The following is a 26,070-nucleotide window of genomic DNA, read 5'->3' as shown; positions in this document are numbered from 1 at the left end:
GATCGGGCCCGGTGCGCTCCGCCCGGCGGCACTGTCGGAGAGGCGACAGCCCGCACCCCTGGCTGCTTCCCGCTTCCCCGTCGACCCGCCGGACGGCCCCGGCCCGGCGGACGACGAGGGCGTCAATCTGGGGTGAGCGCTGCCCCTGCGGGGGCGGATAGCATCGCGCGATGCAACCGACCTATGTGGCCTTCGCCGGAAGATCGGCGGTGACCGCGAACGCCGTCCTGCGCGTCGACCGCGGCACCCCGACCCGGGGGCATCTCACGCTCGACGCCGACGGCTGCGTGGAGCTGACGTTCGACGTTCCGGCGGCGGACGCCGGCGGGGAGGCCACCCTGGGGATCGTGGCGCTGGTGGCCAGGTCGGGCGGCACGGTCGGGTTCGCACCGCTCGACATCACCGTCAACGACCGGTGCCTGGTGCACGGCTGGCGCATTCCCGGCGGCGGCGACCTCTTCCAGCAGATGGACTTCGTCGTACCCGCCGGCTGGCTGCGGCCGGGCGCCAACACGCTCCGGCTCGTCACCGCCGTCGACGCCCGCAGCGTGCTCTGGCTCAACCGGATCACCATCGACGCGGTGTTCGACCGGGGCCGTTCCGCGCGGGCCATGGACCAACGCGAGGCCGAGGAACCGGTGCTCCGGTACGCGACCCGCATCCTGCCGGCCAGGGGCCGCCGGCGGCAGCCCGGCCCGGACATCACCGTGTACGTGGACCGGGGCGAGCAGAGCCTGCTGGCCGACCTCGCCTGGGCGGACGCCTCCGGCGCGGAGTACGCGGTCACCCTCACCGCCGAGCTGGACGCCTTCTACGGCTGGTGCCGACCGGCTGGCGCGGAGGCTCCCTGTGAGATCCGGGGCGAGCTGACCGGGCGGTGGCGGGCCGATCACCCCGACGCCGCCGTGGCGAGGCGCTCGTACAAGACGGAGGAGGGGTGGGGCGGCGGCTGGCACCGCTCGAGCGAGATCGTCCTCGCGATCGGCGCCGACTCGTCGCCGCTGACCAGGGCCAGTTGGCGCGACAAGCGCGGCAACATCGGAACGGTCGCGTTCACCGGTCCCGGCGACGCCTTCGTCGGCACGTACCAGCGGGTGGGCGAGGGCGCCATCGGCTACCGAGGCCGCGCGGCCAGGGTGACCAAGGGCGAACAGCACAAGGGTGGTGTCACGGCCGGCTGACGGCATGGTGCGGTGACCGGCATCCGGCACGGCGACCTGCCCGACGCGGACGTGTCTCCCTACGAACCCACGTAGCCCACGCCCGAGCTGGACGCGAAGTCACCTGACGGCGTAGCCGTCGTCGGAGGCCGCCGGCCCGAGTTGCGCGAGCGCCCGCTCGAGGTAGGTGTCGACGTCGGTCGCGTGGTAGACCCGTTCGCTCGCCTCGATGCCGTCGAGGATCATCGCGTACACGGCCGCCATCCGCAGCGCCGCGACCGGCCGCAGCAGCTCCACGGCCCGTTCCGGCGCGCACCCCGGCACGTCGGCCCCCCACCGCGCGCACCACTCGGCGAGCACCGGGGCGGCGACGTCGTCCGCAAGCCCCTCCGCCAGCCGCAGCGCGTCGAACGCCGGGTGCCCGACGAACGCGTCACCCCAGTCGATGACCACGTGCCGGCCGGCGTGGGCGCGCACGTTGCCGGGGTGCAGGTCGCCGTGCACGAGGGTGTCCGGCAGCCCGCACCCGCGCACCTCGTCGAGCCGCGCCTCCAGGCCCGCCAGCAGGGACTCCACCGGGGAGGTGTCGTAGCCGGCGAGCCGGTCGCGGATCCAGGTCGGCAGGGCGGGGCCGCGCAGGTCGGGCACGCCCGCCGCGACCAGCTCCGCCGCGTCCGGGACGGACCGCGGCTGCACCGGGTGGAAGCCGGCCGCCATCGCCAGCCGCTCCTCCACGGGCGCGCCGTAGCGGTCCTCCCCGGGCACGTGCGCGATCAGCATCCGGCCGTCGCCGTCGTCGGCGAGCAGCGTCGACGTCCTCCCCGGCGCGGCCCGGCCGAGCCAGCGCAGCACCGCGGCCTCGTGCCGGAAGAACGGTGGCACCTGCTTCAGCCAGGCCGTGCCGCCCGGCCCGTCGAGCCGCCAGACCGCCGACAGGTTCCAGGTGCGCTGCTGGGCGGCGGTCTCCGCCGGGCGGCCGAGCCGCCGCAGCTCGGCCCTCGCCCAGGCGAGGCTGCGCGCCGGGCCGCCGGGCTCGGCGTAGGGGGCGCGCAGCGGGTCCGCCGGCAGGTCGAGCCTCGCCGGTACGAGCGGCGTGGCGGGTGGGCCGTCGACCTGTGCGAGGTACGTGACCGTGCCGCCCATCGGCTGCGGCGCGTCGCCGGTCAGCAGGCGGAGCACGGCCACCTCGACGCCGTACCGCCGGCGGGCCTCGGCCACCACCGGGGCGACCTCCTGCCACCAGGGCGACGGGACGTCGAACGGCGGCAGGGCGCCCAGCGGGGTGCCGGCGGCATCGACCAGGACGAGCGTCACGGTTCGGGACACGCCGGCACGCTACCGCCGGCCACCCGGCCCGGACGAGGGGTTAACGGCGGACGCGCGCCAGGCGGTCAGCGCCGGGCGGCGGGCCGCCAGGGGCCGGTGGGGCGGTCAGGGGCGGCGGGTGCGGGCGAGGGTGCCGATGACGGCGAGGGAGGCGACCGCCGCCCCGACCACCACCACGGCCATCGGGACGGCGCTGCCCTCGCCGCCCAGCCCGACCAGCGGCGCGGCCATCGCCGCCACCAGCGACTGGATGGTGCCGAGCAGCGCGGCGGCCGTACCGGCGTGGGCGGGGTGGCGGTCCAGGGCCAGCGCGGTGCCGTTCGGCATCACCAGGCCGAGCGAGCCGACGAAGACGAAGAGCGCCACCGCGACCAGCGGCAGGCTGCCGAGCAGCGCGCCGGCGAGCAGGACGGCGGCGGCCAGCAGGCCCACGCCCAGCGCGCGCAGCAGCAGCGTACGGGGCTCGAAGCGGTCCAGCAGGCGGGCGTTGAGCTGGCCGGCGGCGACCAGGGCGAACGCGTTGACGCCGAAGATGAGGCTGAACGCGCCGGCCGAGACGCCGAAGACGTCCTGGAAGACGAAGGACGACCCGGAGATGTAGGCGAACAGCGCGGCGAAGGCGAGGCCCTGCGCCAGCGCGTACCCCAGGAAGATCCGGTCGGCGAAGAGCGAGCGGCCGGCGGCGGCCGTGGCGGCGAGGCCGCCGGTGCTGCGCCGCGAGGCGGGCAGCGTCTCCGGCAGCCGCCACGCGACGGCGGCGGCGAGCAGCGCGCCGATCACCGCGAGGGCGACGAAGACGGTACGCCAGTCCCCGAAGCGCAGCACCAGGCTGCCGAAGGCGGGCGCGGCCATCGGGGCGATGCCGAAGACCAGGATGAGCCGGGAGAAGTACTTCGCGGCCTCGCGGCCGGAGTACAGGTCGCGAACGACGGCGCGGGCGACGACCACGCCCATGCCGCCGGCGAAGCCCTGCGCGAGCCGCGCCGCCGCCAGGGTCTCGGCCGTCGGCACGGCCGCGCAGAGCAGCGACAGCAGGGTGTACACGGCCACGCCCACCAGCACCGGTCGGCGCCGCCCGAAGCGGTCGCTGAGCGGGCCGGTGACGAACTGGCCGAGGGCCATGCCGATCAGGCAGGTGGTGAGCGAGAGCTGGATCTGCGCCTGGCTGGCGGACAGGTCGCGGGTCATCTCCGGGAACGCCGGCAGGTAGGTGTCCAGCGAGAGCGGCCCGAACGCGGTGAGCGTGCCGAGCAGCACCAGCAGGACGACGGCAGCCCGCCCGGTGGGCGCGGCGACGCGCTCGTCCGGACGGACGGGCGGCGCGGTGGCGTGCGGCATGGCGGTCCCCTCGATGGCGGCTCGGCCCGCATACGATAGCTCTGACTACAGAGCTATCCCGTCGACGAAGGGCCTGACTGTGACGGACGAGACGGTCGACCAGCTCGGCGGGGCGCTCGGCGACCTGCACCGGATGCTGCGCCGCGCGGCCAGCCAGCGGGCCGGGCGCACCACCCTGCCGGACGCCCAGGTGGAGGTGCTGCGACTGGTGCAGCGGCACCCGGGGATCGGCGTGCGCGAGGCCGCCGAGCGGCTCGGCACCGCGCCGAACACGATCAGCACCCTCGTCGGCGAGCTGACCGCCGCCGGCCTGCTGCACCGGGAACGGGACCCGGCCGACCGGCGCACCATCCGCCTGGAGCTGACCGACACGGCGCGGGAACGCATCGCCGCGTACGGGCGGCACCGGCGCGACCTGCTCGCCGCCGCCCTGGCCGAGCTGGACGGCCCCGACCGCGAGGCGCTGCTCGCCGCCGTCCCGGCCCTGCGCCGCCTCGCCGTCAGCCGGCGGATGGCGTCATGATCGACAATCTGGTCAGGTTGGCAAGGTCGGCTGTTGGCGTAAGCGCCACCGTGGTCCCGCCTGCCGCCCTGTCCGCGGACGCTCGCCCGATCGTGACAGCGCCAACCTGACTACTCAGCTGGGACGGACCCGGCCATCGCAGCCCAGCCCGGGCCACGGTCTCGCCGCTACGGTGACGGTGGACGGTGACGGTGGACGGTGCCGGGTCTCACGTGGAGGATCGTCGGGTGATGGAACAGCGGATCAGCCTCGTCACGCTCGGCGTCGCCGACGTGGCCCGGGCACGCGCCTTCTACGAACGGCTCGGCTGGCGCGGCCAGGAGGTCGAGGAGACCGTCTTCTTCCAGGCCGGGGGCCTGGCGCTGGTGCTGTGGGGGCGGGAGAAGCTGGCCACCGACGCCGGTGTCCACGACGGGGCCGGGGGCGGGTTCGGCGGGATGACGCTGGCGCAGAACGTCCGCTCCCGGGACGAGGTCGACGACCTGCTGACGGCGGCGGCCGATGCCGGGGCGCGGGTGACCGTACCGGCACGGGAGACCTTCTACGGCGGCTACGCCGGCTGCTTCACCGACCCCGACGGGCACGTCTGGGAGATCGCCTGGAACCCGGGCCTCCCCCTCGGCCCCGACGGCTCACTCACCGTCCCCGACTTCGACCGGCGCGCGGAGCACGTGGAAGGTGACAGGGACACGGAGTGACACGGGGCCGTCGCCCAGGTTGCCCGGCAATTCGACCGACTTCGATCGGAGGGCACCGCTCGCATGCTGCACCTGGGCAAGATCGACAGCGAGCTACGCGCGCTGTCGGCAGGCGTCGAGCGAGCGCGAGGGTTGGCGGCCGCCGCCGACAGGAGAGCGCAGGAAGTTGGCATGCGGGCCGCGATGGGCGGCTTCACCGCCGTGGCGGCAGGCACCGTCCGCGTACGCGACAGGATTTCGGAACTTCACGGTGCCCTGACAGATTTCGCCGACTCGATCACCGCGGCGGCGGGAGCCATCGCAGCCCTGCCCCACGAGGCCACGCCCGCGGAAGCGGTTGCCGTACTGCAAACCGTAATGAGCGCGGTTGACCGCGCGCGTGACGCGGTGGGCAAATCCATCGCCGGCATCGGATGGGCACAGCAGGTCGTCGCCGTGATCCTGCACGGCGGGCAGCCTGGGCCACTGATACACGCTCTGGAGCGGGTCAGGCAGGTCCTGCTACCAGTGGCGCAGCGCACCAACACCGCCCGGCAGATCGTCGAGTCGGCAATCGCCGAGGTACGACAACTCGGGGCCACCGAGAGAGTGATCGCGGTTGGTGGCCCCACACCGGCGAACCCGGTCTCTGCCGTCATCGATCGCCCGTCAGCCGCGACCGGTGCAGCCGCCGCCCGCACCGGCCTCGGCCCAACCTCGCCCTGGGACAGAAAGCCCAGCGGTGTCGTCGGAGGATCGCCGACGGGAGCACCGACCAGGGTTCCTCCCAAGTCGGATGACGAGGTGCGACGTGCACTGGAACTGGAGAACGAGTGCGCTGAAACGATCGCCGACCGGGGCTATCGGATCCACCAGAACCCCACCAAGTCGGAGATCGCAGCAGGCAGGCTCATTGCCGGCGACACGGGTAATCCGGAGAAGACTCCGGATTACCTGATCGAAGGCCACGTGTTCGACTGTTACTCTCCCACTCCCCCGAAGACGGTGCGCGGCATCTGGGCCGCGGTCTCGGAGAAGGTCGAGAAGGGGCAGACTCAACGCGTGGTGCTGAACCTGGAGGACTGGACAGGGGACCTCGCCGCCCTCCAGAAGCAGTTCGACGACTGGCCCCTGTCCAGACTGAAGGAACTTGTGGCGGTGCAGCGGAGCGGTGTGATCGTGCAGATCGTACGGGGGAATTGAGGGAGTGACTGCGGATGGCTGTTGAGTTCCAGTTGATGCTGGCAGGCGAGATCGCTCTCGACGAGGTGGCCCCGCTCGCCGCACCGAACGCCGTCGAGACGCGCACCGTGTCCGGCAACCGCATGCTCACCTCCGCACTCAACGAGGAATGTGGATTCGTCGTCGACATCACCGGGGGCCGTCACGGCTACTACGAGGCCGAAGACGACGATGGTTCGCTGTGGGTGTGGGAGCCGGAAACGTACGTCGACATCGGCTTCTACATGCGCAAGGACGTCCTGGTCGACAAGGGGATCCCCAACGTGCTGGCGACCACTGCCCGGGTTCTGAACGAACGGACCGAGGACGCGGCCCTGTTGTTCAACCACGACCTGCTGCTGCTGACCCGCGTCGCGGGGAGCTTGCGCAAACACCGCCCGACGTGGTGGAGCCACCATGAGGCGGACGATCAGATCGTCCAGCCGTAGCCGCCGCGCCCGGGCGACGGGAAAGGGCCCGCACACCACCGCCGGCAGCACCGTGCAGGTTCCCGGCCGGGTCCGCGTCAGTCAGGAGGCGACCCGGCGGGGGTACGCGTCGGCCTCCCGCGCCCACTGCTCGGCGGCCACGGAGAGGGCGTCGGCGGAGACGGTGAGCGTCAGCGGGTAGACCGCGCCGGGCGGCTGGCGCCGCATCCACGGCGGCAGGGACTCGTACGCGAACTCCACGGTCAGCGCCAGCCGGCGGCGGCGTAGCACCCGGGCGCGGAAGGCCAGGTTCGGTTCGGTGAAGCGCGCCACCGCCGAGGGCTCCGCCGGGTCGCCGGTCGTCTCGGCCTGCTGCCGCAGCCAGCCCGCCAGCACGTACGCCTCGGTGATCGTCAGGCAGGGTTCGAGGTGCGACCAGGCCTGCCCGTCGGCGGTGCGGGCGTCGGTCTCGACGAGCAGCCAGTCGTCCCAGTCCGCCGCCTCGTCCGGGTCGTCCGGCGGCTCGACCCCCGGCTGGTAGCCCACGGGCCGCATCCTCACCCGGGCGCCGTCGTCGGAGCGGATCTCCATGCTGCCATCATGGCCGATCCCGAGGGCGCGGATCGGGTATCCGCGCACCTCAGGGTGCCTCGGCGGTGGGCGACACCGGATCCTCAGTGCCCGGTCAGCGCACCGGGTCGTGGGTGCCGCGCGGCACGTCGGGTCGGCAGCGGCGCAGCCGATCGGCGGCCAGCCGCCCGCCGACGGCCAGCCCGTACCGCTCGACGGCGGCCAGCCCGTACACGCTGCACGTCGGGGTGAAGCGGCACTGCCCGGGCCAGCGGTGCGACAGCCAGCGCCGGTAGCCCAGGATCGCGGCCCGCCCGGCCCGGTCCACCAGCGGTGCCCGCCCGACGGCAGCGGTCGGCGTCGTCGACGCCCGGCCGGGCGCCACGAGCCGGGCGAACAGCGCGCCGAGGGTGAGCAGGAACGAGAAGAGCCCCAGGTCGCAGCAGGGCAGGTCGCAGCTGGGCATGTTGCAGTTGCAGGCGTCGCAGTTGTCGAAGTAGTCCTTCTTCTTCTTGCGACGCCGGTCGCCCTTCAGGTAGATCACAGGAAACATCATGCGCCGGCCGCGCCACCCGCGAATCCTCGGCCGGCACGGCCGGGGCCGCCGAACGGTCAGCGCCCGACGGTGCGGCGCACTCCGTCGTGTGCGGCGCAGGCGTCGCGCCGCCCGCCCGTGAGGCTGACCGAGCCGTCCCCGCACTGCACGAGGTAGCCCCGGCCGGCCCAGAACTCGGGCACGCAGTCGAACCAGTCGCACACCTCGACGGCCGGCTTGCGGATACGCTCGCCGCCGCAGAAGTCGTACCCCATCGGGTTGGTGGGGGCCCCGCAGAGCCGCTCGCGGGCGGGCGTCGGCGTGGGCGCGGTGGTGCCGCGGCGCGGCTTCGACGCGGCGGGCGGCGCCTTCGCCCGCGCCGCCGGGAGGGCGACCGGCGGGGCGACGGAGTCGGGCGCGGGGGTGGCGGCGACGGCGACCTCGGGCCCGGCCGGGTCGGAGGGGTCGGTGTCCAGCAGCGCGGCGGGCACCAGCAGGGCGATGCCGGCGGCGACGGCCACCGTGCGCCGGCCACCGGGCACGAACGCGAAGTGCCGGGCCTGCGCCGGGGTGGCGATCTGGGGCCGGAACGGCTTGAGCTGGGCGTGTTCGGCGATCGCCTCGTCGAGCTGGTCGAGCACCGCGCCGCGCTGCTCGATGGCGTCGGCGAAGGCCAGGGTCAGCTTGAACCGGAAGTCGGCGGCGACGTCGGCGGGCAGCATCAGCCCGGAGGTGCGCCGCCGGTCCAGCACCTGCATCAGGGTGACCGGCGCGTGCGGGTCGTGGGCCAGGCCGGTCATCCTCCCGTACGCCCAGTCGCGCCGGCCGCGGCCGCCGAGCAGCACCAGCCGGCGGTTGGTGATCACCGCCATGCCGGCGTCGGCGACCCGGATGCCGTCGGGCCGACGGGGCCGCGGCGGCGCGGCCGTCGGAGCGACCGTCAGGTCGGGCGCGGGCAGCACGGTGGCGTGTCGGACCTCCACCAGCTGCGCGGCCGGCAGCACCCAGAAGACCACCTCGTCGGGCGCGAGCTCCAAGGGCAGGCCGGCGCCCGCCGCGGCCGAGCCCTGGAAATCCTCGGCGAGGGTACGCAGGCGGCGCAGTTCGTCGTCGCGTCGTCGCCATGCCTTGTCGGCGCTGCGGAACTCCCGCCGCCGCCGTTCGTTCTGCCGGTGCACCCACCGGTACCGCCACGTGGAACCCGTCGAATCAGTCCTTGCCACGCCGACTCCTTCGCCGCGCAGGCCACCAACCGGGGTGTCACAGCTGTCAACTGCGACAACGCCCTGCGGGGACACGCCGTAACGGGGCAAATTGACCGAACGACGGGCGAACTCGGACGAGAGGAGGATTTCGTCGAGGCGACCAGCATCCGTCGGGCGTGTCCGCCGGCACAGGGCGAGTCGTGGAGATCTTGGTACGAGAGGGCCCCTGGAGGGGCCGGTTCGTACCAAGACCTGAAAGGAGACCAGCGCACACCCCCGCACCACGCAGCCGGGAACGGTCGCGCCCGCCGGGTCACCGGTGACCGGGCGGGCGCGACGCGTGGCGGGTCAGTGGCGGCGGCCCTCCCCCACCCGGTAGGTGCGCAGGTTCGGATCGGCCTTGATCTGCGCCTCCGTGTACTTGACGGTGTCCCAGCCCTTGCCCGAGTAGAGCCGGGTCTGGTCGCCGTACCAGGGCGAGTTCGGGTTGGCCGACTGGGAGTAGGTGAGGATCTGCCGCCCCGAGGGGCCGTCGCGGCCCAGCTCGACGGCCATCACGAAGGACGAGCCGTGCACCACCTTCGGGTAGCCGACGCCGGGCGCCAGCGGGCCGATGATCATGTTGAACACGCCGGCCTCGGCGCGTCCGCCGTGGATCGGGATGCGCCGGTCGCCGCGCGGCTCGGTCTGGATGTCGCCCAGCCGCGCGTCGAGCGGAATGCCGGCGAGCTTGCGGACCGCGTCGGCGAGCGCGGTGAGCACCCGCGGGTCGGCGGTGTTCAGCCGGCTCGGGGTGTGCACCGGGTCGGCGGCGTCGAACGCGTCGGCGAACCGGATGCCGCCGGACAGGGCGAACTCGGTGAACAGGTGCGCGCCCCGGCTGTCCAGGTCGACGCGCAGGTCCCAGCCCCTCAGGGCCGCGCACGCGCCGCGCAGGTCGACGGTCGTCCCGTCCGAGGCGGTCGCGGTGGGATTCGCCGCGCACAGCGCCACCAGGTCGTCGCGCAGCAGCTCACCGCCGTACGCGCGGTTGCCGAAGACCGTCTGCCAGAGCCGGGACGTGGTGTAGCCCCGCCCGGGCAGCCCGTCGGTGCCGGCGAGCCGCTCCCGCACCTGCTCCACGCCGAGACGCGTACGCAGGCTGCGCTCGGTGCGCTCGTTGCCGATGATGCGCGGGAAGCCCTCCAGCGGCGCCTGGGGGTTGGCCAGCCAGTGGCTGTCGTTGGAGTTGGTCACGTAGTCGCCGCGGAACGACACCGGCAGGTGGGCCGGGCCGAGGATGCCGGGCACCGCCGCGTCCCGGTCGCGGCCCAGCGCGCAGGCCGACCGGGAGCCGTCGAGGACGGCCTGGCCGCTGGAGGCGTAGAGCGGCTGGAACGGCGCGGGGATGCAGGCCGCGGCCAGCTCGTGGGTGACCCGGGGCACCACCGAGTGGTCGGCGTAGAGCGCCTCGCCACGGGCGTCGGCGGCGATCACGTTGACCCAGGGCAGGAACTGGTAACGGTCGAGGACCCGCTTCAGCTCGCGTACCGTCTTCGCCCGGCCCATCTGCAGCCAGCCGTCGAAGGCGCGGTTGTTGGTGGCGTTGACGTCGGTGATCGCGTAGGCGGCGGTGGTGGTCCAGTCGAAGGTGCCGGGGACGACGACCACCGGCCCGAAGTGGGTGTCGTGGAAGGTGCGGCTGACCGGCATTGTGCCGCCGCCCGGGGCGGGCACCTGGACGGTGACCGTACGGGTGGTCATCTTCCGGGCCCGGCCGTCCACGTAGTACGAGGTGGGATCGCCGGGGACCAGGGCGAGGCGGTGCCAGACGAAGCGGCGGGCGGTGGAGACGGTGTGGCTCCAGGCGAGGGTGCGGTTGTGCCCGATCTCGATGATCGGGTCGCCGACCAGCGCGGCGCCCTCCACGTCGTAGCGGCCGGGGACCTTCAGGTGCATCCGGTAGAAGCGCTCCGCGCCCTCCCACGGGAAGTGCGGGTTGGCAAGCACCATCCCGCCGCCGTGCGTGGTGGCCCGCGCGCCCAGCCCGTACGCGTTGCTGCCCACCCCGGCGGGCGCGCCGTCGCGGGCGGCGACGACCGCCGCGGCGCCCGGGGCGTCGAGGACGGCGGCCGGACCCGTGGGCGGGGCGGCGGCGACGATGCCGTCGAGCACCGCCCGGGAGCCGGCCCGCACCATGCTGGCCCAGCTCGTACGCCACATGTCCAGCTCGGTCAGCGGGCGCACCCACGGCTTGCCCCGGCAGGCCGGGTCGGTGAGGTTCGCCGCGCCGGTGCGGCGCAGGTAGCTGTTGTAGCCGGCGACGAAGCCGCGGATCTGGTCGCGGATCTCGTCCGACGGGGAGTGCACGCCGTCGCGGGGACCCTGCAACAGTCGCTCGGCCATGCGGTCGTCGATCGCCTTGCGGTGGAACAGGTCGCTGCGCACGTTCGCGTCCGTGGGGCTCGCGGCGCCGAAGTAGCGGGACCGCTCGGCGTTGACCGTGACGATCTTCTCCGCGATGACGCAGATGTTGTCCTCGGCCTGGACGTGGCCGACGCCGAAGCCGAGGCTGGCGAAGGTGCGGGCGGTGATGTGCGGGACGCCGTACGACGCCCGGCGGATCTCCGCCGAGTAGCCGCCGTCACGGTGCTGTGCGGCGGCCGGCGGGACGCCGGTGACCACTGTGGTGGCGACCGTGGCGAGGGCGGTGACCAGTGCGCAGAGCGGCCTGGGCCTCATCGGGACTTCCTCCCGTCCGGTGAGTCGTGTGAAAACCTCACACGACCGGCATTCTTGCCCGGCGCGGGCGTGCCGAGGAAGACCCGACCGGGAAACCGGGTTGTTCCCCCTACGGACCACCCGGACGCTGGGTAACGTCGGCGGCACCCAGGGCCAGCGAGGGGGTGGGACCGGTGGGCGACCCGCTGCGCCCGGTGGTGATCGGCGTCGACATCGGCACCACCAGCACCAAGGCGGTCGCGTACGACGTGGACGGTGTGCGGCTCGCCCGCCATTCGGTGGGCTACCCGCTCGACGAGCCGCACCCCGGCTACGCCGAGCAGGACGCGCGGCACATCCACGCGGCGGTGCTGGAGTCGGTCCGTACGGTCGTGGCGGAGCTGGGCCGGCCGGTCGCCGGGCTCTCCTTCGGCACGGCGATGCACAGCCTGATGGGCCTGGACCCGGACGGTCACCCGCTCACCCCGTCGGTCACCTGGGCGGACTCGCGGGCCAGCCGGCAGGCCGAGCGGCTGCGCGCCGCCCCGTCCGGGCTGGCGCTGCACCGCCGCACCGGCACCCCTGTGCACCCGATGGCTCCGCTGCCGAAACTGCTGTGGTTCGCCGAGCAGCAGCCGGTGCTGTTCGGACGGGTCGCGTACTGGGTGGGCGTCAAGGACTGGGTGCTGCTGCGGCTGTGCGACGCGCTGGTGACCGACCACTCGGTGGCCTCGGCCACCGGACTGATGGACCTGGGTCAGCTCGACTGGGATCCCGAGGCACTGGGGCTCGCCGAGATCACCGCGATGCAGTTGCCGGAGCTGGTGCCCACGACCACCGTGCTGCCCGGCCTCACCGCCGAGGCCGCCGCGGCCACCGGGCTGCCCCGGGACACGAGGGTCGTCGTCGGCGCCGGGGACGGCCCGCTGGCCAACCTCGGGCTCGGCGCGGTCGCCCCAGGCGTGATGGCCTGCTCGATCGGCACCAGCGGCGCGATGCGGGTGATGGTGGAGCAGCCCGGCGTCGACCCGCTCGGCGGGGTGTTCTGCTACGCGCTGACCGAACGGCGCTGGGTGGTCGGTGGGGCGATCAACAACGGCGGCATCGTGCTGGAGTGGGTCGGCGAGGCGCTCGCCCCGGAACTGGGCGAGGACGCCGAGGAGGAACTGCTGGCGCTGGCCGCCCGGGCGCCGGTCGGCTCCGGCGGTCTGATCATGCTGCCGTACCTGCTCCACGAGCGCGCCCCGCACTGGAGCGCGCTGCCGCGCGGGGCGTACGTGGGGCTGACCAACGGGCACCGCCGCGCGCATCTGGTGCGGGCCGCGCTGGAGGGCGTCTGTCAGCAGTTGGCGCTGGTGCTGGCCTCGGTGCGGGCCGCCGGCAACGAGGTGCGCGAGATCCGCGCCGGCGGCGGCTTCTCGCGCAGCCCGTTGTGGCGGCAGATGCTGGCCGACGTGCTCGGGGTGCCGGTGCGCTTCCCCGTGGGGCACGAGGGTTCCGCTTTCGGCGCGGCGCTGCTCGGCATGCAGGCGCTGGGGCTGATCCCCTCCGTCGACGTCGCCGCCGACCTGGTGCGCATCGAGCAGACGGCGTACCCCGACCCGGCCGCCGCCGCCACGTACGCCGCCCTGTTGCCGCTGTTCAGCGAGCTGTACGACGCGCTGGTCCCCACGTTCACCTCGCTGCGCCGACTCGCTCCGGGCCTGTCGCCGGAGTGAGGCGGCCCCTCAGGGCGCCTCGACGCCGGAGATCAGGTAGCGGTGCACCTCCGCGCCGCGGATCGCCACCGTCTGTTCCTCGGCGGGGCCGGATCCCCGGAAGTCGAGCAGTTGCTCATCGGACTCCCAGCGCTCGTAGACGTTGATCCGGCCGGGCTCGACCAGGTCCGCACAGATCGCGAAGTCGACGCAGCCCGGCGCGGACCGGGCCTGCCGGACGACCTCCACGCAGTCGGCGAGGTAGGCGTCCCGCTGGTCCGGGTCGACGTAGAGACTGCCGGCGACGATGAGCACTGCTGACCTCCGGGGACGGCCGCGCCTCAGGCGCGGGTGATCGCGTTGGCGTGGATGGCCTCACCCAGGTACGCGGCCATCCCCGGTGTGATCGTCTCGAAGTACGCGGTGAACCGCTCGTCCGACACGTACATGTCGGCCAGACAGGTGTGCAGCTCGATCGGGCAGTCGTAGAACCAGCGGCTGATGAGCTGCCGGTGCTCCTCGGCCAGGTTCATCGCCGCCGGCCCGTCCGCGGGTGCCCCGGAGGACATCACCTCGACGAACCGCCGCGCCCAGTCCTCGTTCTCGGCCTTGTTCCGCAGCCAGTCGTCCTTCGTGTAGCGGGAGACCCGCTCGTTCGACTGGCGGTACGCGTCGGTGTCGCCCCAGCGCTGCTCGACCTCCTCGGTGTGCGCGTCCGGGTCGAAGTCGCCGAAGACCTCGAACCGCTCCTGCGGGGTGAGTGGGATGTTCAACTTGCTCGCCTCCATCGCGAACTCGATCGCCGCGACCATCTCCTGGAGCTTCCTGATCCGTACGGACAGCAGCTCGTGCTGGCGGCGCAGGTGCGCCGCCGGGTCGCTCGCCGGGTCGTCGAGGATCGCGGCGATCTCCTCCAGCGGGAACCCCAGCTCCCGGTAGTAGCGGATGTGCTGCAACCGCTCCAGGTCGGCGTCGTCGTAGTGCCGGTAGCCCGTGCCGCTGCGCCCGCTGGGCGAGAGCAGTCCGATCTCGTCGTAGTGGTGCAGCGTCCGCACGGTCACGCCGGCCGCCTTCGCCACCTGTCCCACCGTGTAGGCCATGGTTTCCCTCCCTTCCACCAACGAGGCTCGCGCCTGCCGTTACGTGAGGGTCAAGCCGGATTCTGTCCCGCGGGCGGTGCCCGAGCGCCGCTGTCGAGCGCGTTCGGAGCGTCGGCCCGGGGCGGACCCGCGGCCCGCACCCACCCGACCATCACGTTGAGTGGCGACCCGCATCCCGTCACTCAACGTCACAGCATGGCGGGGCGCGGGGTCCACCCGCAGGCCCTTTGCTCTGCATTCCTGACCGCACCACGGGCACTGAGCAGCAGCGATGTGTTCCGGCGCGGTTCAGGACCGTTCACGCAACGTAACTGGTGCGTCGGTGGATGCAGAGCAAAGCGACGAGACGGGTCCGCGTCAGCGGTCACCTTAAGTCACTCGGAGTGATTGCGGGTCACGGCCCCCGCTGGCGCGGGAGCGGCGGCGGGAGCCGATCCGAGCCCTCGGCGGCGGCGAGGATGGGAGCGACGGCGGGTCAGGCCCAATCCTCGCCGGGATCGCCGTCCAGGGGCGACAGAGGGCCCGCGACCACGCGCTCCCCGGCGCCGGAGCCGGAGCCGGAGTCGGGGCCGGAGCCGGAGCCGGGGTCGGGGCCGGGGTCGGAGCCGGGCGGCACGGGCGCCGGCGGTCCCCCGTGGGTCCACGGCGTCTCCTCGACGGCGGGGAACGCCCCCGCCGGCATGAACGCGTCCGACAGGGTGGTGTAGCAGAGCCGCTCCCCCACCTCCGGCACGCTGCCCGGCGGCGCGGTCAGCCCCCGGCCCATCCCACCCGACAGCTCCAGCACCACCTCGGTCTTGCCGTCCGCGGCGGGGGTCACGAAGACCACCCGGGCCTTCTGCGTCGGCCGGGCCGGCGAGTACAACGCCGCGCCGAGCGGCATCGGCACCGGCTCGGTGGTGACGAGCTGGATCCGGGGACGCAGCACCGGCCGCTTGCCGGTGTCGTCCACCCGCTTCGGGTCCGCCAGGGTCACCTCTCCGACGAACGCCTCCCCGGTCAGCCGGTGCTCCGCCATCACCAGCGGGTCGTCGTAGGCGCGCTGCACGGCGTAGGAGGTCAGGGCCCGTTCCAGCCGGTGCAGCCGCTGGGCGGCGGCGACCGCCCCGTCCCGGCGGGGCTGCGGCGCTCCGCCGGCGTCGACGTGTTCGGCGTAGCCGGTGAAGGCATCCTTGTCGCCGTCCCACCGGCCGGCCACCCGGGCGCCCGGGGGCAGGCCGCGCAGCAGCCCCACGCCGCGCCACATCAGCTCCCAGGTGGGCGCGAGCTGGTCGCGCAGCAGCCCTTCCAGCTCCGTGTACGCCCCGGCGAGCGCGACCGGGTCGTCCTCGGCGGCGGCGTACGCGGCGACGGCCGGGGCGAGCCGGTGGTTGTCGAAGTCGGGGTCGGTGGCCGGGCCGGCGGGTGGACAGATCGCCGGGTCCTCGGCCCGGGCCGCCGCCTCGACGCCGGTCAGCCCGGCGGGCGGATCGATCCAGCCCAGCAGCGCCGGCAGGTGCAGGTCCTCCACCACGCTCTGCCCGGTGGCCCAGTGCAGGCTCAGCGCGTCGGTCATCGCCAGCAGCGCCGACGACCCGGGGTGCTCGGCCCGCTCGGCGAAGAAGGTCAGCCAGCGCCCGAGCACCGGCACCGACGGGTGCACCGGATAGTCCCCGTCGGGGCGACGGAAACGGGTGGAGCGGCCGAGCAGCCGCAGGAAGGTGATCCCGGCGGGGTTCGGCACCAGCAGTTGCGGGGCGTCGACGTGGCGGTACCGCACGTCCCGGCCCCGGTCGGTCGGCACCGCCTCGGAGACGCCCCGGAACCCGTCCAGGTAGGGCAGCACGGTCCCGGCCAGCTCGGCGGCGAACGCGAACCGCTGGTCGCGGTTGCGGGGCTGCGGCACGACCAGCAGCCGCGCCGCGTCCGGCGCGTCGCCGACCAGCGCGGCCAGCGGCGCGTTCGCCTCGCCGGCCATCGCCAGCGGCACCAGCACCAGCGGGCGTCCGGACAGGTGCAGGTGCCGGACGGTGGCGACCGGCTGGGCCACCCCGGCGGCGAGCGCCTGGGCCCGGGCCAGCGCGCGCAACGTGCTCATGCGGGGGTCCCGGTGAGGGCGTCGGCGCGCAGCCGGGCAGCGGCCCGCAGCAGCGCGGCGGCCTCCTCCTGCCCGGGCTCCGGCGACCGCTCGCCGGCGGCCAGCGCCAGCACCTCGCCGACCTCCGCGATCCCGCCGAGCGCCTCGCGGACCGGCCGGCCCAGGGCCCCGGTGTGCCCGCGCGCCTCGTGCCGGCAGAAGTACGCCAGCTCACAGGCCGCCAGGCAGTCGGGCGCGTAGCGGGCCTGCACCCGCGACAGCGCGGCCAGCAGCGCCGCGGGTTCGGTCGTCAGGTCGGCGGTGAAGTCCTCGGGCACAGCGGCCAGCAGCGCGTCGAGCCGGGCCATCCGGTCGAGCTGGCGACGCAGCACCAGCAGTTGCTTGCGCACGTCGACCAGGCTGGCCACCGGCTGGTTGGCGAAGTCCCGCGGGCAGACCAGCACCGCGTCGTGCGACACCAGCTCCGGGTCGTGGCCGGCGGCGGCGAGCAGCTCCCGCAGGGCCAGCACGTAGACGGCGGCCTGGATCGCGGCGCCGGAGACCTTGGCCGGGTCGGCCTGGCCGTCGACCACCGGGAACGACTTGATCTCGACGACGTGGAACCGGCCGGCGAGCCGGGCGGCGACCATGTCCGGCTCCAGGTGCACCCGGCGGCCGGCGACGTCCAGCCCGAGCAGCGGATGGTCGAACAGGGCGGCGGTGTCGTCGGCTCCGCCGGGGGTGGCGCCCGTCAGCATCGCGGCGGAGCGCCGGTGCCGGGCGGCCGTGTCGTCCTCGACGCCGTCACCGAGGTCCGTCCAGCTCGCCGCGGCCGGCACCGGTACGCCCAACCGCTCGGCGACCAGCCGCAGCAACTCGACCCCGCCGTCGGCCTTGACCTGCGCCTCGAAGGCGTTGCCCCGGGTGATGGCGAACCGGGACTGCCCGAACCGGGCGGGGAACCCGATCCGCTCGGCCAGCTTCGGCTTGTCCACCCCGGCGCCGTCCAGCACGGCCCGCCGGGTGCAGCCCGGGTTGCCGGTCAGCGCGGCGATGGTGCGCGCGTTGTGCCGCCTCGGTGGCACGCCGCCGCGGATCGCGGCCAGTCGTTCCTCGGTGCTCGTCACGATCCGCCACGATAGGCGGTCCCTGCGACGGGCGCCGGGCGCCGCCCCGACCGACGGGGGCGACGATCTCCGGCGGCGGGGCCGGGCCGGGCGCGACCGGATCAGAGCGTGGTGGCGAACGGCCCCAGGACACCGCAGCAGATCAGCCCGAAGACCGCCAACGTGACCAGCGCGATGCTGTAGTTCGACCAGAGCCCGAACTTCGTCACGTCGGTGCCGTACGCGTCGTGGACACGGTTGCGCCAACCGCCGAAGCGGAACGCCAGGTGGTGCGCCGCCCCCGGCTGGGCGACCAGCGCGGTGGTGATCAGCGGAAAGCTCATGAAGTCGGTGTAGCGGATGTCGTGCGGCCCGGGCGGGATCACCATGTACCAGGTGCCCTCACCGGGGATCGGCACGACCTGACCGTCGATCTTGAGCTTGCTCGTGGCGGGGGCGGGCACCATGTACGGGCCCCGGTTGACGGAGACGCAGAGCACCGCGTAGCCGGGCGGGGGCGCGATCGGATGGGGGTACACCATCGGCGTCACGGGGCCGGGCAGGTGCGGGTACGACGGGTGAGGGGGGTACGACACCGCCACATCCTGGCACGGCCCTACCAGTCTGCCGAGAGCCTGCGGATCACGAACCGGTCAGCGCCCGGCGGAGCGGTTCCAGGGCGAGCGGGGCAGGGCGGTGCCGGCCAGCGGCCGGCGGTCGCGGCGACGGCGACGGCGTCCCGGGGTGCACGGCGGCCGGGAGACCGTGTGCACGGGCGCGGGCACGGCGGGCTGGCGGCCGATCAGCCAGCAGAGGAAGCGGGCCATCGGTGGGGTTCAGCCGACCGGGAGGCGCTCGGCGTCCGAGCGGGAGATGTCGTACTGGGCGCCGCAGAAGGTGCACTGCTGCACGTAGCGGGTGCGGATCGGGATGATCGGCACGAAGAACAGGCTGAACCGCGTCGACCGGCGCGTGACCACCTGAGCGGCGTGGTTACGGCAGTTGCGGCAGACCTGCTGCACCACGCCGGACTGGCTGACCTTGGTGCGGAGGCCGAAGATGAAGAACATCGCCCGTCAGTACCCACCCGGGGCCCGACTATCACCTGCGATTCCGACCGGTTCCGGGCGCGGCCCACGGGGGGACCGCGCCCGGTACGCCTACGTCAGCTCGTCGTCTTCACGGGCTCCAGGCCCGGCACCTCGGCGGGGAGCCAGATCGGCTGCCAGTTCTCCATCTCGTGGAAGCGGCGCAGCTCGAACAGCCCCGAGACCGACCCGGCCCAGGCCCCGTACGGGGGGTGCTGCTCGTCGAAGCCGGACTGCACGAAGGTCAGCTTCGTCCTCCCCTGCGACTCGGCCAGCTCCCAGGTGGTGACGCCCGTCGGCCCCCAGTCCACCGACAGCTTCCGGCCCGGCTCCAGGTCGACGACCTTGGCCGCGTAGCCGTGCTCGAAGCCGCCCATGGCGTAGCGGCCGCCGACCCAGGGCTCGATGCCGATCGGGTAGCCGAACCAGGCGCTGGCCTGCGCGGAGTCGGTCAGCGACTCGAACACCTTCGCCGTCGGCGCGTCGATCAGCAGCTCGCCGCGCATCTCGGCGGAGGTGAAGTCGACCTTCGGCAGCAGCGGTTGCCCTTCCAGGTGGGCGGCCAGGTTGGCCAGCGACAGGCTCCAGAACGTCTGGAGCACGCCCCGGATGGTGCTGCCGCTCATCGCCTCGGCGAAGTCGAAGTGGCTCTGGGTCAGCGTCAGCACCGTGGTCTCGGGACCCTCGGCGCGCAGGGCGAACTCGGTGGTGGTCTCCACCCCTTCGAGCAGCCAGGCGAAGCGCAGCGTGTCGTCGTCGGCGTGCAGCAGGCGCTGGTGCGGCGCGTCGCCCCCGGGCGTGTGCCGGCCCCAGAACTCGTACCGTCTCGGCAGCTCGACCTCGGCGTGCTCGGCCAGCCAGACGCGCAGCTCGGCCGGGTCGGTCAGGGCGCGGCGGACGGCCTCCGCCGGCGCGGCGAGACGGACGGGCAGCCTCATCGGTTCAGTCACGTTCTTTCCCCTTCGGATAGCAGGCCACGGCGAGCTTGAAGGCGTCGCCCTCGGCGCCGCCGTAGCGTGTGAACAGGTCCTGCAGAGCGGTCTGCAGGTCGTGCAGGAACTGCGGGCGAAGCTCCGGCGGCACCCGGATCTCGCCGGCGACCCCGATCGAGGGGAGCTCGGGGGCGGCGCGGTCCAGCGCGGCGACGTCCGCCTGGACCTCCTCCATCAGGTCCAGCAGGTGGCCGAGGCTCAGCTCGTCGCGGGCCCGACGCAGGCCGATCCGGCCGACCAGCCGGGGGGACAGCCAGTAGGACCGGGCGGCGGCCTGGTAGATGCCCTCGGTGATGCCCCGAACCTTGCGCTCGCTGACCAGCTCGACCAACCCGGCGGCGACGAGCTGCTTGACGTGGTAGTAGACGCGCTGCGGCGTCTGCTCCAGCCGGGTGGCGACCGACGACAGCCGCGCCGATGGTCGGCGCGGCTGTCGGACGCGGCTCAGGGCAGCCAGTCGGGGCGCAGCGGGTAGCCGCTCGCCCCCTCCGGGCCGTTGCGGGTGGCCAGCACCTGGTGCAGCTGGATGCCGTTGCGCTCGAAGGCCAGCCGGGACCCGGCCATGTAGAGGCCCCACACCCGGGCCGTGCCCGGCCCCACCTCCGAGACGCAGAAGTCCCAGTGCGCCGCGAGGTTGCGGCACCAGGCGGCCAGGGTCAGCGCGTAGTGCAGCCGCAGGTTCTCCTCGTGCTGCACCTCCAGCCCGACGTCGTGGATCTCGCCGACCAGGCGCCCCGGGCCGGCCAGCTCCCCGTCGGGGAAGACGTACCGGTCGATGAACGCGCCCGAGCGGTGCGGCGCGCGGTTGTCGGCCCGCGTGATGCAGTGGTTGAGCAGCCGACCGTCCGGCCGCAGCCGGTTTCGCAGGGCGCCGAAGTAGGCCGGGTAGTTGCGCACCCCGATGTGCTCGGTCAGGCCGATCGAGGAGACCGCGTCGAACTGCTCGCGCGGCGCGTCCCGGTAGTCCAGGTGGCGCACCTCGGCCAGGCCGGTCAGCCCCTCCCGCTCGATGGCCGCCCGGGCCCACTCGGCCTGCGCCCGGGACAGGGTCACCCCGAGCGCCTTCACGCCGTACTCGCGGGCCGCGTGCCGGACCATGCCGCCCCAGCCGCAGCCCACGTCGAGCAACCGCATCCCGGCCCGCAGCGCCAGCTTCTGCGCCACCAGGTCGTACTTGGCCGCCTGTGCCTGCTCCAGCGTCTCGTCGGGCGAGCGGAAGAGCGCGCAGGTGTACGTCATCGACGGGCCGAGCACCCTCTCGTAGAAGGCGTTCGAGACGTCGTAGTGGTGGGAGATCGCGGTGCTGTCCCGGGTGCGGGAGTGCCGCAGCCCGTTCACCAGGCGCTTCCAGCGCGGCTGCGCCTCCTGCGGCGGGGGCGGCGGCGGCATCAGCCGCTCCCAGCCCAACCCGCGCACGAGGGCCAGCCCCTCGGCCAGCGACGGCGTACGCAGCCGCAGCTCGTCCTTGAGCACCCGCAACGCCTCGTACGGGTCGCCCGGGTGCACCCCCTGCAACGCCAGGTCGCCCCCGACGTACGCCCGGGCCATGCCCAGGTCGCCCGGGGCGGTGAGCAGATACGTCAGGCCCCGCTCGGTACGGATCGACAGGGTGATCCCGGCGTCGGCCGGGCCCACCGCGCTGCCGTCGTACCCGGTGATCCGCACCGGCAGGGCGCCGGTGGTCAGTGCGCGGACGACGTCCGCCACGGTCGGACCCGGGCGCCGGCTCCCCGCCGGCGGGCCGGCGGGAGCGCTCGCCGCCCCTTGGTCTCGATCGGTCAGGCTCATGCTCGTGCTACCGCCTTCTCGTACAGTCCGGTGAGCCGTTGGTCCGGGTCGTAGCGGTCCCTCACCGCGCGCCACGTCGCGCCGCCGTAGAGCCGGTCGAAGGATTCCCGGTCGTAGTACGCGTCGGAGTAGAGCGACTTGTGGCCGCCCAGCTCCGACACCATGCGCTCGATCGCCCGGTTGACGTCACCGTCGGCGGCGCCCGGCGCGATCGGCACGCTGCCCCAGAAGCCGATGTTCACGTAGTTCTGTCCGGGCCGGAGCGGATACAGCGGCCAGGCCCGACCCGATCCGGGGCCGGACGGCTCACGCAGCCGCAGCGGGCAGAGCCACACCGGGGTCATCCCGACGGCGCCGGCGAACCAGCGCAGGAACTCCGCCGTCCGCTCCAGCGGGATCTCCACGTCCTGCACGACCCGCTCCCGCGCCGGCTGGCCGCGCAGGCGGTCGATCCGGGCGGCCACGCCGTGCCGGTGCTCCAGCCGGACCAGCCGGTGGTAGACGTCGCTGCGCCGCCACCGCGCCGGCCAGACCCGTCGCACCACCGGGTGCTGCACACCGAACGCCGCCGAGCACCAGAACCAGTCGGTGTCCCAGCGCCAGAGATAGTCGTACGTGGTCAGTGCGTCGTGCGTGCGCCGGCGCAGCGAGCGGTAGTAGATGCCCTGGCCCGTGTAGTCGCTGGCCGGCGGCGCGTCGTCGGTGAAGCCGCCGAGCACCAGGTACGCCTCGCCGGGGCTGAACATGACCCCGTCCATCGCGTCGACCGCCTCGCCGGCCCAGGACCGGGTCGCCGTGACCTCGGCGAGGGCGTCGGCGAGGGCCTCCAGCCGGGTGAACCGGACGTTGCGCAGGACCACGGAGCGGCGTACCGGCTGGAGTTCGATGCGCAGCCGGGTGGCGTAGCCGAGGCTGCCCAGCGAGTTGGGGAACGCCGCGAAGAGGTCGGCGTGCTCGCCGTCGGGGCGGGCGGTGACGATCTCGCCGGCCCCGGTGAGCACATCCATCTCGCGCACCGACTCGTGCGGCAGGCCGTTGCGGAACGAGGTCGACTCGATGCCGAGCCCGGTCACCGCCCCGCCGAGGGTGATGGTGCGCAGCTGCGGCACCACCAGCGGCATCAGCCCGTGTGGCAGGGTCGCGTCGACCAGGTCCTCGTAGGTGCACATGCCCTGCACGTCGGCCGTGCGGGCGACCGGGTCGACGGCGAGCACGCCGGTGAGCCCGCTGACGTCCAGGCCCGGCGCGCGCGTGACGGACCGGGGGCGGAACAGGTTGGAGGTGCGTTTGGCGAGCCGCACCGGTGCGCCCGCGGGCACCGCCGCGTACGACCGGCGCAACCGGGCCACCGCACCGTCGTGGTCGACCGGATGCTGATCCACACGGACCGCACACATGCGATCACTGTACGCGCCGGGAGGCTCACGCCGTGGGACGCGCCGGGGCGCGCCCGCGACGTGGCCGGACGACTGGCCGGCGCGGTGGCGGCGGCATAGCGTGGAGCCATGCCGAAAGCCGTCTGGAACGACCTGGTCGTGGCCGAGAGCGACGACACCGTGCTGGTCGAGGGGAACCACTACTTTCCGCGCGCCGCCCTGCGCGCCGACCTGATCCGGGACTCCGACACGCACACCGTCTGCCCGTGGAAGGGCACCGCGTCCTACTACACGCTGGAACACGACGGCCGCAGCAGCGCCGACGCGGTCTGGTACTACCCCGAGCCGAAGCCGGAGGCGGAGATGGTCCGCGACCGGGTCGCCTTCTGGAAGGACGTCCGGATCGTCGACTGAGAGGCCTCGCGCGGACTCAGCCGGCGCGCAGCATGCGCAGCTGGGCCAGGTGCTTCGGCAGGTGGACGCGGGCGTGCAGGTCGAGGGTGCGGCCCCAGGGCAGCGGCTCGTCGACGACGAGGTCGAAGCCCTCCCGCAGATGGGTGTCGACCGGGGTCTGCGCCGCCGCGCCGAGCCGCTCGGTCAGGGCGCAGAGCTTCTGGCTGGTGGCCCGCAGCAGGGTGGCCAGCCCGGCCAGCCCGCCGCACGAGACGACCAACGCGTCCACCTGGGGGCGGTGGATGGTCTCCAGGTCGTAGTAGGCGAACGGCGAGCCGGCGATGACCGCCTCGGTCGCCTCGGTCATCAGTTCGTCGTTGGCGGCGAGGTGGGCGACGATCTGCTCGGCGCTGAGCTGCCCGGCCGGCGGCGGCCCGAACCCACCCGCGTCGACCTCCGCGAGCACCGCCTCGTACGCCTCCCGCAACGCCCCGCTGTCCATGCGCCCAGTCAATCCCGGCACGCGCTGTCCGGCCCGGAGTTCCAGCGGCGGGTTCACCCGGAAGGGACCGCCCGGAAGCGTGCCGGGACGCCACCGGCGGGAGGGCTGACCGGGCGCTGGCGAGCTGCCCCGTCGATGGGACCGGGAGCGGCGGCCACAGGGGAACCCCCGGCGCCCGAGCGTCGGCAGACCTTCCCGGGCCCTTCACCCATCGGCCGGGGCCTCCGCCGGACCGGCTCTCCACCGAAGCAGTGCTCCACCAAGCCTGGCCACGGGCGTAGCCGCTCGGTCCGCCGGATCCGCCCAGGTCAGCGCGTCGGATCCGCCCAGGTCAGCGGCGCCGGGACTGGCGGGTGCGCAGGTAGTCGGAGACCACGTACTCGCCGAGGTCCTCCAGGTCCGGCGTGAACATACGACCCTTCGAGCGGCGGGCCACGGCGTCGACGAACTGGCGCAGGCCGGGATCGTCGCCGAGCATGAACAGGTTGAGCGTGGCGCCGTAGCGGGTCAGCCGGTCCACCTCGCGTACGGTCGCCTCGATCGTCTCCGGCAGCGGCGGCCAGTGGAACAGCGCCTCACCGTCGTCCGGGTCCAGGTGGGCGGTCGGCTCCCCGTCGGTGACCACCAGCACCACCGGCTCGGCGTCCGGGTGCCGCCGCAGGTGCCGGGCGGCCAGCCGCAGCGCGTGCTGGAGGTTCGTGCCCTGCCGCAGGTCGGGCTCGACGGCGGCCAGCTCCTGCTGGGTCAGCGGCAGCGCCTCCAGGCCGAAGCCGACGATCTGCAACGCGTCCTGCGGGAACCGGGTGGCCATCAGGTGCGCCAGCGCCAGCGCGGTCTGCTTCATCGGGCCCCACCGGCCCTGGGAGATCATCGAGTAGGACAGGTCGACGCAGAGCACCACGGCCGCCGAAGCCCGCCGCTCGGTCTCGACCACCTCGAAGTCCTCGACGGCCAGCCGCACCGGCACACCGGAGCCGGCGCGACCGACCGCCCGGGTCAGCGTCCGCACCACGTCGAGGGGCTGCTCGTCGCCGTACTCCCAGGGCCGGGAGGCGCCGCTGACCTCGCCGGCGGCGCCCGCCGTGCGCAGGTCGTGCTGGCCGCGCGGCCCGGCCGTCAGGTCCGCGAAGACCCGCCGCAGCGCCGTGCCGCCGAGGCGGCGCAGGGCCTTCGGGCTCAGGGTCAGCCCGTCGGCGTCCCGGCTCACCCAGCCCTGCCGGCGCAGCTCCCGCTCTAGCTCCCGCAGCCGGCGTACGTCGTCGGCGGCGTCGCGGCCCAGCGTCCGGGCCACCGCGTCGACGTCGACGTCGTCCAGGGTCGCCCCCGGGTGCTCCTGGTCCAGCTGGTCCAGCAGCTCGTCCAGCTCGGCGATCTCGCCGAGCGCGCCGGCGGCCTCCCCGTAGCCGAGCGGCCGCTCGCCGCGCACCCGCTCACCCGGGCCCCGGTGCAGGTCGGGGCGGAGCGCGCGCAGGTTGGCGTCCAGCGCGGACAGCTCCCCGGCGAGCCGGTCGCCGAGCGACTGCCGCATGAGGCCGGCCAGTTCCTCGCGCTGGCGGTCCGACAGCGAACGCATCAGCCGCTCGCCGGCGGCCGACCGCCGGGCCAGCACGTCGACCAGCTCGTCGACGTCGGCCGGCTGCTCCGGGAAGAACGCCCCGTGCCGGCGCATGAACTCGGCGAAGGCGTCGGTGGTGTCCTCCGACCGGGAGTGCCGGGCGAGCAGGTCGTTGAGGTCGCGCATCATCTCGGCCAGCCGCTGCTGCGCGGCCGGGTCCGCCGAGGCCCGCACCGCGTCGCGCAGCCCGGCGAAGCGCTGGCCGAGCACGTCGTCGCGCAGCCCGTCGAGGATCCGCTGGTAGGTGCGGCGGGCTTCGTCACTGCTCCACCGGTATCCGGTCAGCTCCTCCACGGCCCGGGCCGTCGAGCGGGGCAGGTTGTCCAGCACCGCCTCGGCGAACCGCGCGTCGTCGTCACCGCGCCCGCGCAGCTCGTCCCGCTCGGCGGCGAGCGCCTGGTCGAGCAGGGCCCGGGCCCGGGTGACCGCCCCGTCCAGGTCGCCCCGACGCAGCGCCTCCCGACGCAGCCGCCTGGCCCGGGCGGCGAGCTCGTCGAGGCCGCCGCGCCCCCGGGGTCCCTGCCGCAGCAGGCCGCGCAGCGCCTCCCGGAGGCTGCCGCCGGCCAGCACCTCGGCGCCGACGGCGTCCACCGCCCCCCGCACGTCGTACGGGGGCGCGAGCGGGTCGGGGCCGCCACGCCACTGCCCGTACCGGAACCGGTCGCCCGCCATGC

General features: G+C 74.1%; 26 protein-coding genes and 1 pseudogene. 8 read left to right on the top strand and 19 right to left on the bottom strand.

Annotated features, from left to right (window positions below; all coding sequences use genetic code 11):
* Positions 1-170: 170 nt before the first annotated feature.
* Positions 171-1,181, top strand: coding sequence for a hypothetical protein (locus V6U77_RS13810; RefSeq protein WP_334606701.1), 1,011 nt, complete (start codon positions 171-173; stop codon positions 1,179-1,181).
* A 99-nt stretch (positions 1,182-1,280) separates the two neighbouring features.
* On the opposite strand, the gene V6U77_RS13805 is transcribed toward V6U77_RS13810, so the two are convergent.
* Together V6U77_RS13805 and V6U77_RS13800 are read right to left on the bottom strand one after the other, a co-directional pair.
* Positions 1,281-2,486, bottom strand: coding sequence for an aminoglycoside phosphotransferase family protein (locus V6U77_RS13805; RefSeq protein ID WP_334606700.1), 1,206 nt, complete (start codon positions 2,484-2,486; stop codon positions 1,281-1,283).
* Between the two features lie 105 nt (positions 2,487-2,591).
* Positions 2,592-3,824 (bottom strand): multidrug effflux MFS transporter, encoded by a 1,233-nt coding sequence (locus tag V6U77_RS13800; RefSeq protein WP_334606699.1) that lies wholly within the window; start codon positions 3,822-3,824, stop codon positions 2,592-2,594.
* 79 nt (positions 3,825-3,903) lie between these two features.
* Here V6U77_RS13800 and V6U77_RS13795 point away from each other — a divergent pair, with 79 nt between their 5' ends.
* The 5 genes and pseudogenes from V6U77_RS13795 (at position 3,904) to V6U77_RS13775 (ending at position 6,694) form a co-directional block, all read left to right on the top strand.
* Positions 3,904-4,347 carry a MarR family winged helix-turn-helix transcriptional regulator gene (locus V6U77_RS13795; protein ID WP_334606698.1) on the top strand — a complete coding sequence of 148 codons (444 nt, stop codon included), beginning with the start codon at positions 3,904-3,906 and terminating at the stop codon, positions 4,345-4,347.
* Between the two features lie 230 nt (positions 4,348-4,577).
* Entirely contained in the window at positions 4,578-5,045 is a 468-nt protein-coding gene (locus V6U77_RS13790) for a VOC family protein (RefSeq protein ID WP_334606697.1), read from the top strand.
* A 63-nt stretch (positions 5,046-5,108) separates the two neighbouring features.
* Positions 5,109-5,627, top strand: a pseudogene (locus V6U77_RS13785) (DUF6244 family protein); the annotation flags it as partial.
* Positions 5,628-5,828: 201 nt separating this feature from the next.
* Positions 5,829-6,227, top strand: a complete 399-nt coding sequence (locus V6U77_RS13780) for a hypothetical protein (RefSeq protein WP_334606735.1) — start codon at positions 5,829-5,831, stop codon at positions 6,225-6,227.
* Positions 6,228-6,241: 14 nt separating this feature from the next.
* Complete coding sequence (locus V6U77_RS13775) at positions 6,242-6,694, top strand: SitI3 family protein (RefSeq protein ID WP_334606696.1); 453 nt, start codon at positions 6,242-6,244, stop codon at positions 6,692-6,694.
* Between the two features lie 81 nt (positions 6,695-6,775).
* Here V6U77_RS13775 and V6U77_RS13770 read toward each other — a convergent pair whose 3' ends face one another.
* From V6U77_RS13770 to V6U77_RS13755, 4 genes are all read right to left on the bottom strand, one after another.
* A complete protein-coding gene (locus tag V6U77_RS13770; protein WP_334606695.1) occupies positions 6,776-7,264 on the bottom strand; it encodes a WapI family immunity protein in 489 nt (162 codons plus the stop codon).
* A 94-nt stretch (positions 7,265-7,358) separates the two neighbouring features.
* Positions 7,359-7,796: a membrane protein insertion efficiency factor YidD gene (gene yidD / locus V6U77_RS13765; protein ID WP_334606734.1), complete on the bottom strand. Its 438-nt coding sequence runs from the start codon at positions 7,794-7,796 to the stop codon at positions 7,359-7,361.
* Positions 7,797-7,855: 59 nt separating this feature from the next.
* Positions 7,856-9,001 (bottom strand): hypothetical protein, encoded by a 1,146-nt coding sequence (locus V6U77_RS13760; protein ID WP_334606694.1) that lies wholly within the window; start codon positions 8,999-9,001, stop codon positions 7,856-7,858.
* Between the two features lie 330 nt (positions 9,002-9,331).
* Positions 9,332-11,704: an acylase gene (locus tag V6U77_RS13755; protein WP_334606693.1), complete on the bottom strand. Its 2,373-nt coding sequence runs from the start codon at positions 11,702-11,704 to the stop codon at positions 9,332-9,334.
* A 173-nt stretch (positions 11,705-11,877) separates the two neighbouring features.
* Here V6U77_RS13755 and V6U77_RS13750 point away from each other — a divergent pair, with 173 nt between their 5' ends.
* Positions 11,878-13,401 carry a gluconokinase gene (locus tag V6U77_RS13750; protein WP_334606692.1) on the top strand — a complete coding sequence of 508 codons (1,524 nt, stop codon included), beginning with the start codon at positions 11,878-11,880 and terminating at the stop codon, positions 13,399-13,401.
* A 9-nt stretch (positions 13,402-13,410) separates the two neighbouring features.
* On the opposite strand, the gene V6U77_RS13745 is transcribed toward V6U77_RS13750, so the two are convergent.
* From V6U77_RS13745 to V6U77_RS13695, 11 genes are all read right to left on the bottom strand, one after another.
* Entirely contained in the window at positions 13,411-13,695 is a 285-nt protein-coding gene (locus V6U77_RS13745; RefSeq protein WP_334606691.1) for a putative quinol monooxygenase, read from the bottom strand.
* 26 nt (positions 13,696-13,721) lie between these two features.
* A complete protein-coding gene (locus V6U77_RS13740) occupies positions 13,722-14,480 on the bottom strand; it encodes a MerR family transcriptional regulator (protein WP_334606690.1) in 759 nt (252 codons plus the stop codon).
* Positions 14,481-14,955: 475 nt separating this feature from the next.
* Positions 14,956-16,557, bottom strand: a complete 1,602-nt coding sequence (locus V6U77_RS13735) for a hypothetical protein (RefSeq protein ID WP_334606689.1) — start codon at positions 16,555-16,557, stop codon at positions 14,956-14,958.
* Complete coding sequence (locus V6U77_RS13730) at positions 16,554-17,663, bottom strand: hypothetical protein (RefSeq protein ID WP_334606688.1); 1,110 nt, start codon at positions 17,661-17,663, stop codon at positions 16,554-16,556. Before V6U77_RS13730 ends, V6U77_RS13735 begins: the two co-directional genes overlap by 4 nt.
* 101 nt (positions 17,664-17,764) lie before the next feature.
* A complete protein-coding gene (locus V6U77_RS13725; RefSeq protein WP_334606686.1) occupies positions 17,765-18,238 on the bottom strand; it encodes a hypothetical protein in 474 nt (157 codons plus the stop codon).
* A gap of 57 nt (positions 18,239-18,295) precedes the next feature.
* A complete protein-coding gene (locus V6U77_RS13720; protein WP_192581430.1) occupies positions 18,296-18,469 on the bottom strand; it encodes a hypothetical protein in 174 nt (57 codons plus the stop codon).
* 9 nt (positions 18,470-18,478) lie between these two features.
* Positions 18,479-18,712: a zinc-ribbon domain-containing protein gene (locus V6U77_RS13715; RefSeq protein WP_334606685.1), complete on the bottom strand. Its 234-nt coding sequence runs from the start codon at positions 18,710-18,712 to the stop codon at positions 18,479-18,481.
* Between the two features lie 95 nt (positions 18,713-18,807).
* Positions 18,808-19,680, bottom strand: coding sequence for an SRPBCC family protein (locus V6U77_RS13710; protein ID WP_334606684.1), 873 nt, complete (start codon positions 19,678-19,680; stop codon positions 18,808-18,810).
* Positions 19,673-20,053 carry a hypothetical protein gene (locus V6U77_RS13705; RefSeq protein ID WP_334606683.1) on the bottom strand — a complete coding sequence of 127 codons (381 nt, stop codon included), beginning with the start codon at positions 20,051-20,053 and terminating at the stop codon, positions 19,673-19,675. Before V6U77_RS13705 ends, V6U77_RS13710 begins: the two co-directional genes overlap by 8 nt.
* A 113-nt stretch (positions 20,054-20,166) precedes the next feature.
* The gene (locus tag V6U77_RS13700; RefSeq protein WP_334606682.1) at positions 20,167-21,510 is read right to left on the bottom strand and encodes a class I SAM-dependent methyltransferase; all 1,344 of its coding nucleotides are present in this window, start codon (positions 21,508-21,510) and stop codon (positions 20,167-20,169) included.
* Positions 21,507-22,907, bottom strand: coding sequence for an FAD-binding oxidoreductase (locus V6U77_RS13695; RefSeq protein ID WP_334606681.1), 1,401 nt, complete (start codon positions 22,905-22,907; stop codon positions 21,507-21,509). Before V6U77_RS13695 ends, V6U77_RS13700 begins: the two co-directional genes overlap by 4 nt.
* Before the next feature lie 108 nt (positions 22,908-23,015).
* Between V6U77_RS13695 and V6U77_RS13690 the strand changes: the two genes are divergently transcribed.
* A complete protein-coding gene (locus tag V6U77_RS13690) occupies positions 23,016-23,300 on the top strand; it encodes a DUF427 domain-containing protein (RefSeq protein ID WP_334606680.1) in 285 nt (94 codons plus the stop codon).
* A 16-nt stretch (positions 23,301-23,316) separates the two neighbouring features.
* On the opposite strand, the gene V6U77_RS13685 is transcribed toward V6U77_RS13690, so the two are convergent.
* Positions 23,317-23,781, bottom strand: coding sequence for a hypothetical protein (locus tag V6U77_RS13685; RefSeq protein WP_334606679.1), 465 nt, complete (start codon positions 23,779-23,781; stop codon positions 23,317-23,319).
* A gap of 331 nt (positions 23,782-24,112) precedes the next feature.
* Entirely contained in the window at positions 24,113-26,068 is a 1,956-nt protein-coding gene (locus V6U77_RS13680; RefSeq protein ID WP_334606678.1) for a VWA domain-containing protein, read from the bottom strand.
* Positions 26,069-26,070: the final 2 nt, after the last annotated feature.

This window comes from Micromonospora sp. CPCC 205546, assembly GCF_036902715.1.
Taxonomy (GTDB): domain Bacteria; phylum Actinomycetota; class Actinomycetes; order Mycobacteriales; family Micromonosporaceae; genus Micromonospora.
This window is presented reverse-complemented; position numbering and strand designations above follow the sequence as displayed.

What these genes read in the sequence shown, in the direction of transcription:
- V6U77_RS13810 (WP_334606701.1), top strand. Translation starts at nt 171, where the DNA reads ATGCAACCGACCTATGTGGCCTTCGCCGGAAGATCGGCGGTGACCGCG.
- V6U77_RS13800 (WP_334606699.1), bottom strand. Translation starts at nt 3,824, where the DNA reads ATGCCGCACGCCACCGCGCCGCCCGTCCGTCCGGACGAGCGCGTCGCC.
- V6U77_RS13790 (WP_334606697.1), top strand. Translation starts at nt 4,578, where the DNA reads ATGGAACAGCGGATCAGCCTCGTCACGCTCGGCGTCGCCGACGTGGCC.
- V6U77_RS13775 (WP_334606696.1), top strand. Translation starts at nt 6,242, where the DNA reads ATGGCTGTTGAGTTCCAGTTGATGCTGGCAGGCGAGATCGCTCTCGAC.
- V6U77_RS13770 (WP_334606695.1), bottom strand. Translation starts at nt 7,264, where the DNA reads ATGGAGATCCGCTCCGACGACGGCGCCCGGGTGAGGATGCGGCCCGTG.
- yidD (WP_334606734.1), bottom strand. Translation starts at nt 7,796, where the DNA reads ATGTTTCCTGTGATCTACCTGAAGGGCGACCGGCGTCGCAAGAAGAAG.
- V6U77_RS13755 (WP_334606693.1), bottom strand. Translation starts at nt 11,704, where the DNA reads ATGAGGCCCAGGCCGCTCTGCGCACTGGTCACCGCCCTCGCCACGGTC.
- V6U77_RS13740 (WP_334606690.1), bottom strand. Translation starts at nt 14,480, where the DNA reads ATGGCCTACACGGTGGGACAGGTGGCGAAGGCGGCCGGCGTGACCGTG.
- V6U77_RS13735 (WP_334606689.1), bottom strand. Translation starts at nt 16,557, where the DNA reads ATGAGCACGTTGCGCGCGCTGGCCCGGGCCCAGGCGCTCGCCGCCGGG.
- V6U77_RS13720 (WP_192581430.1), bottom strand. Translation starts at nt 18,469, where the DNA reads ATGGCCCGCTTCCTCTGCTGGCTGATCGGCCGCCAGCCCGCCGTGCCC.
- V6U77_RS13715 (WP_334606685.1), bottom strand. Translation starts at nt 18,712, where the DNA reads ATGTTCTTCATCTTCGGCCTCCGCACCAAGGTCAGCCAGTCCGGCGTG.
- V6U77_RS13700 (WP_334606682.1), bottom strand. Translation starts at nt 21,510, where the DNA reads ATGAGCCTGACCGATCGAGACCAAGGGGCGGCGAGCGCTCCCGCCGGC.
- V6U77_RS13695 (WP_334606681.1), bottom strand. Translation starts at nt 22,907, where the DNA reads ATGTGTGCGGTCCGTGTGGATCAGCATCCGGTCGACCACGACGGTGCG.
- V6U77_RS13690 (WP_334606680.1), top strand. Translation starts at nt 23,016, where the DNA reads ATGCCGAAAGCCGTCTGGAACGACCTGGTCGTGGCCGAGAGCGACGAC.
- V6U77_RS13685 (WP_334606679.1), bottom strand. Translation starts at nt 23,781, where the DNA reads ATGGACAGCGGGGCGTTGCGGGAGGCGTACGAGGCGGTGCTCGCGGAG.
- V6U77_RS13680 (WP_334606678.1), bottom strand. Translation starts at nt 26,068, where the DNA reads ATGGCGGGCGACCGGTTCCGGTACGGGCAGTGGCGTGGCGGCCCCGAC.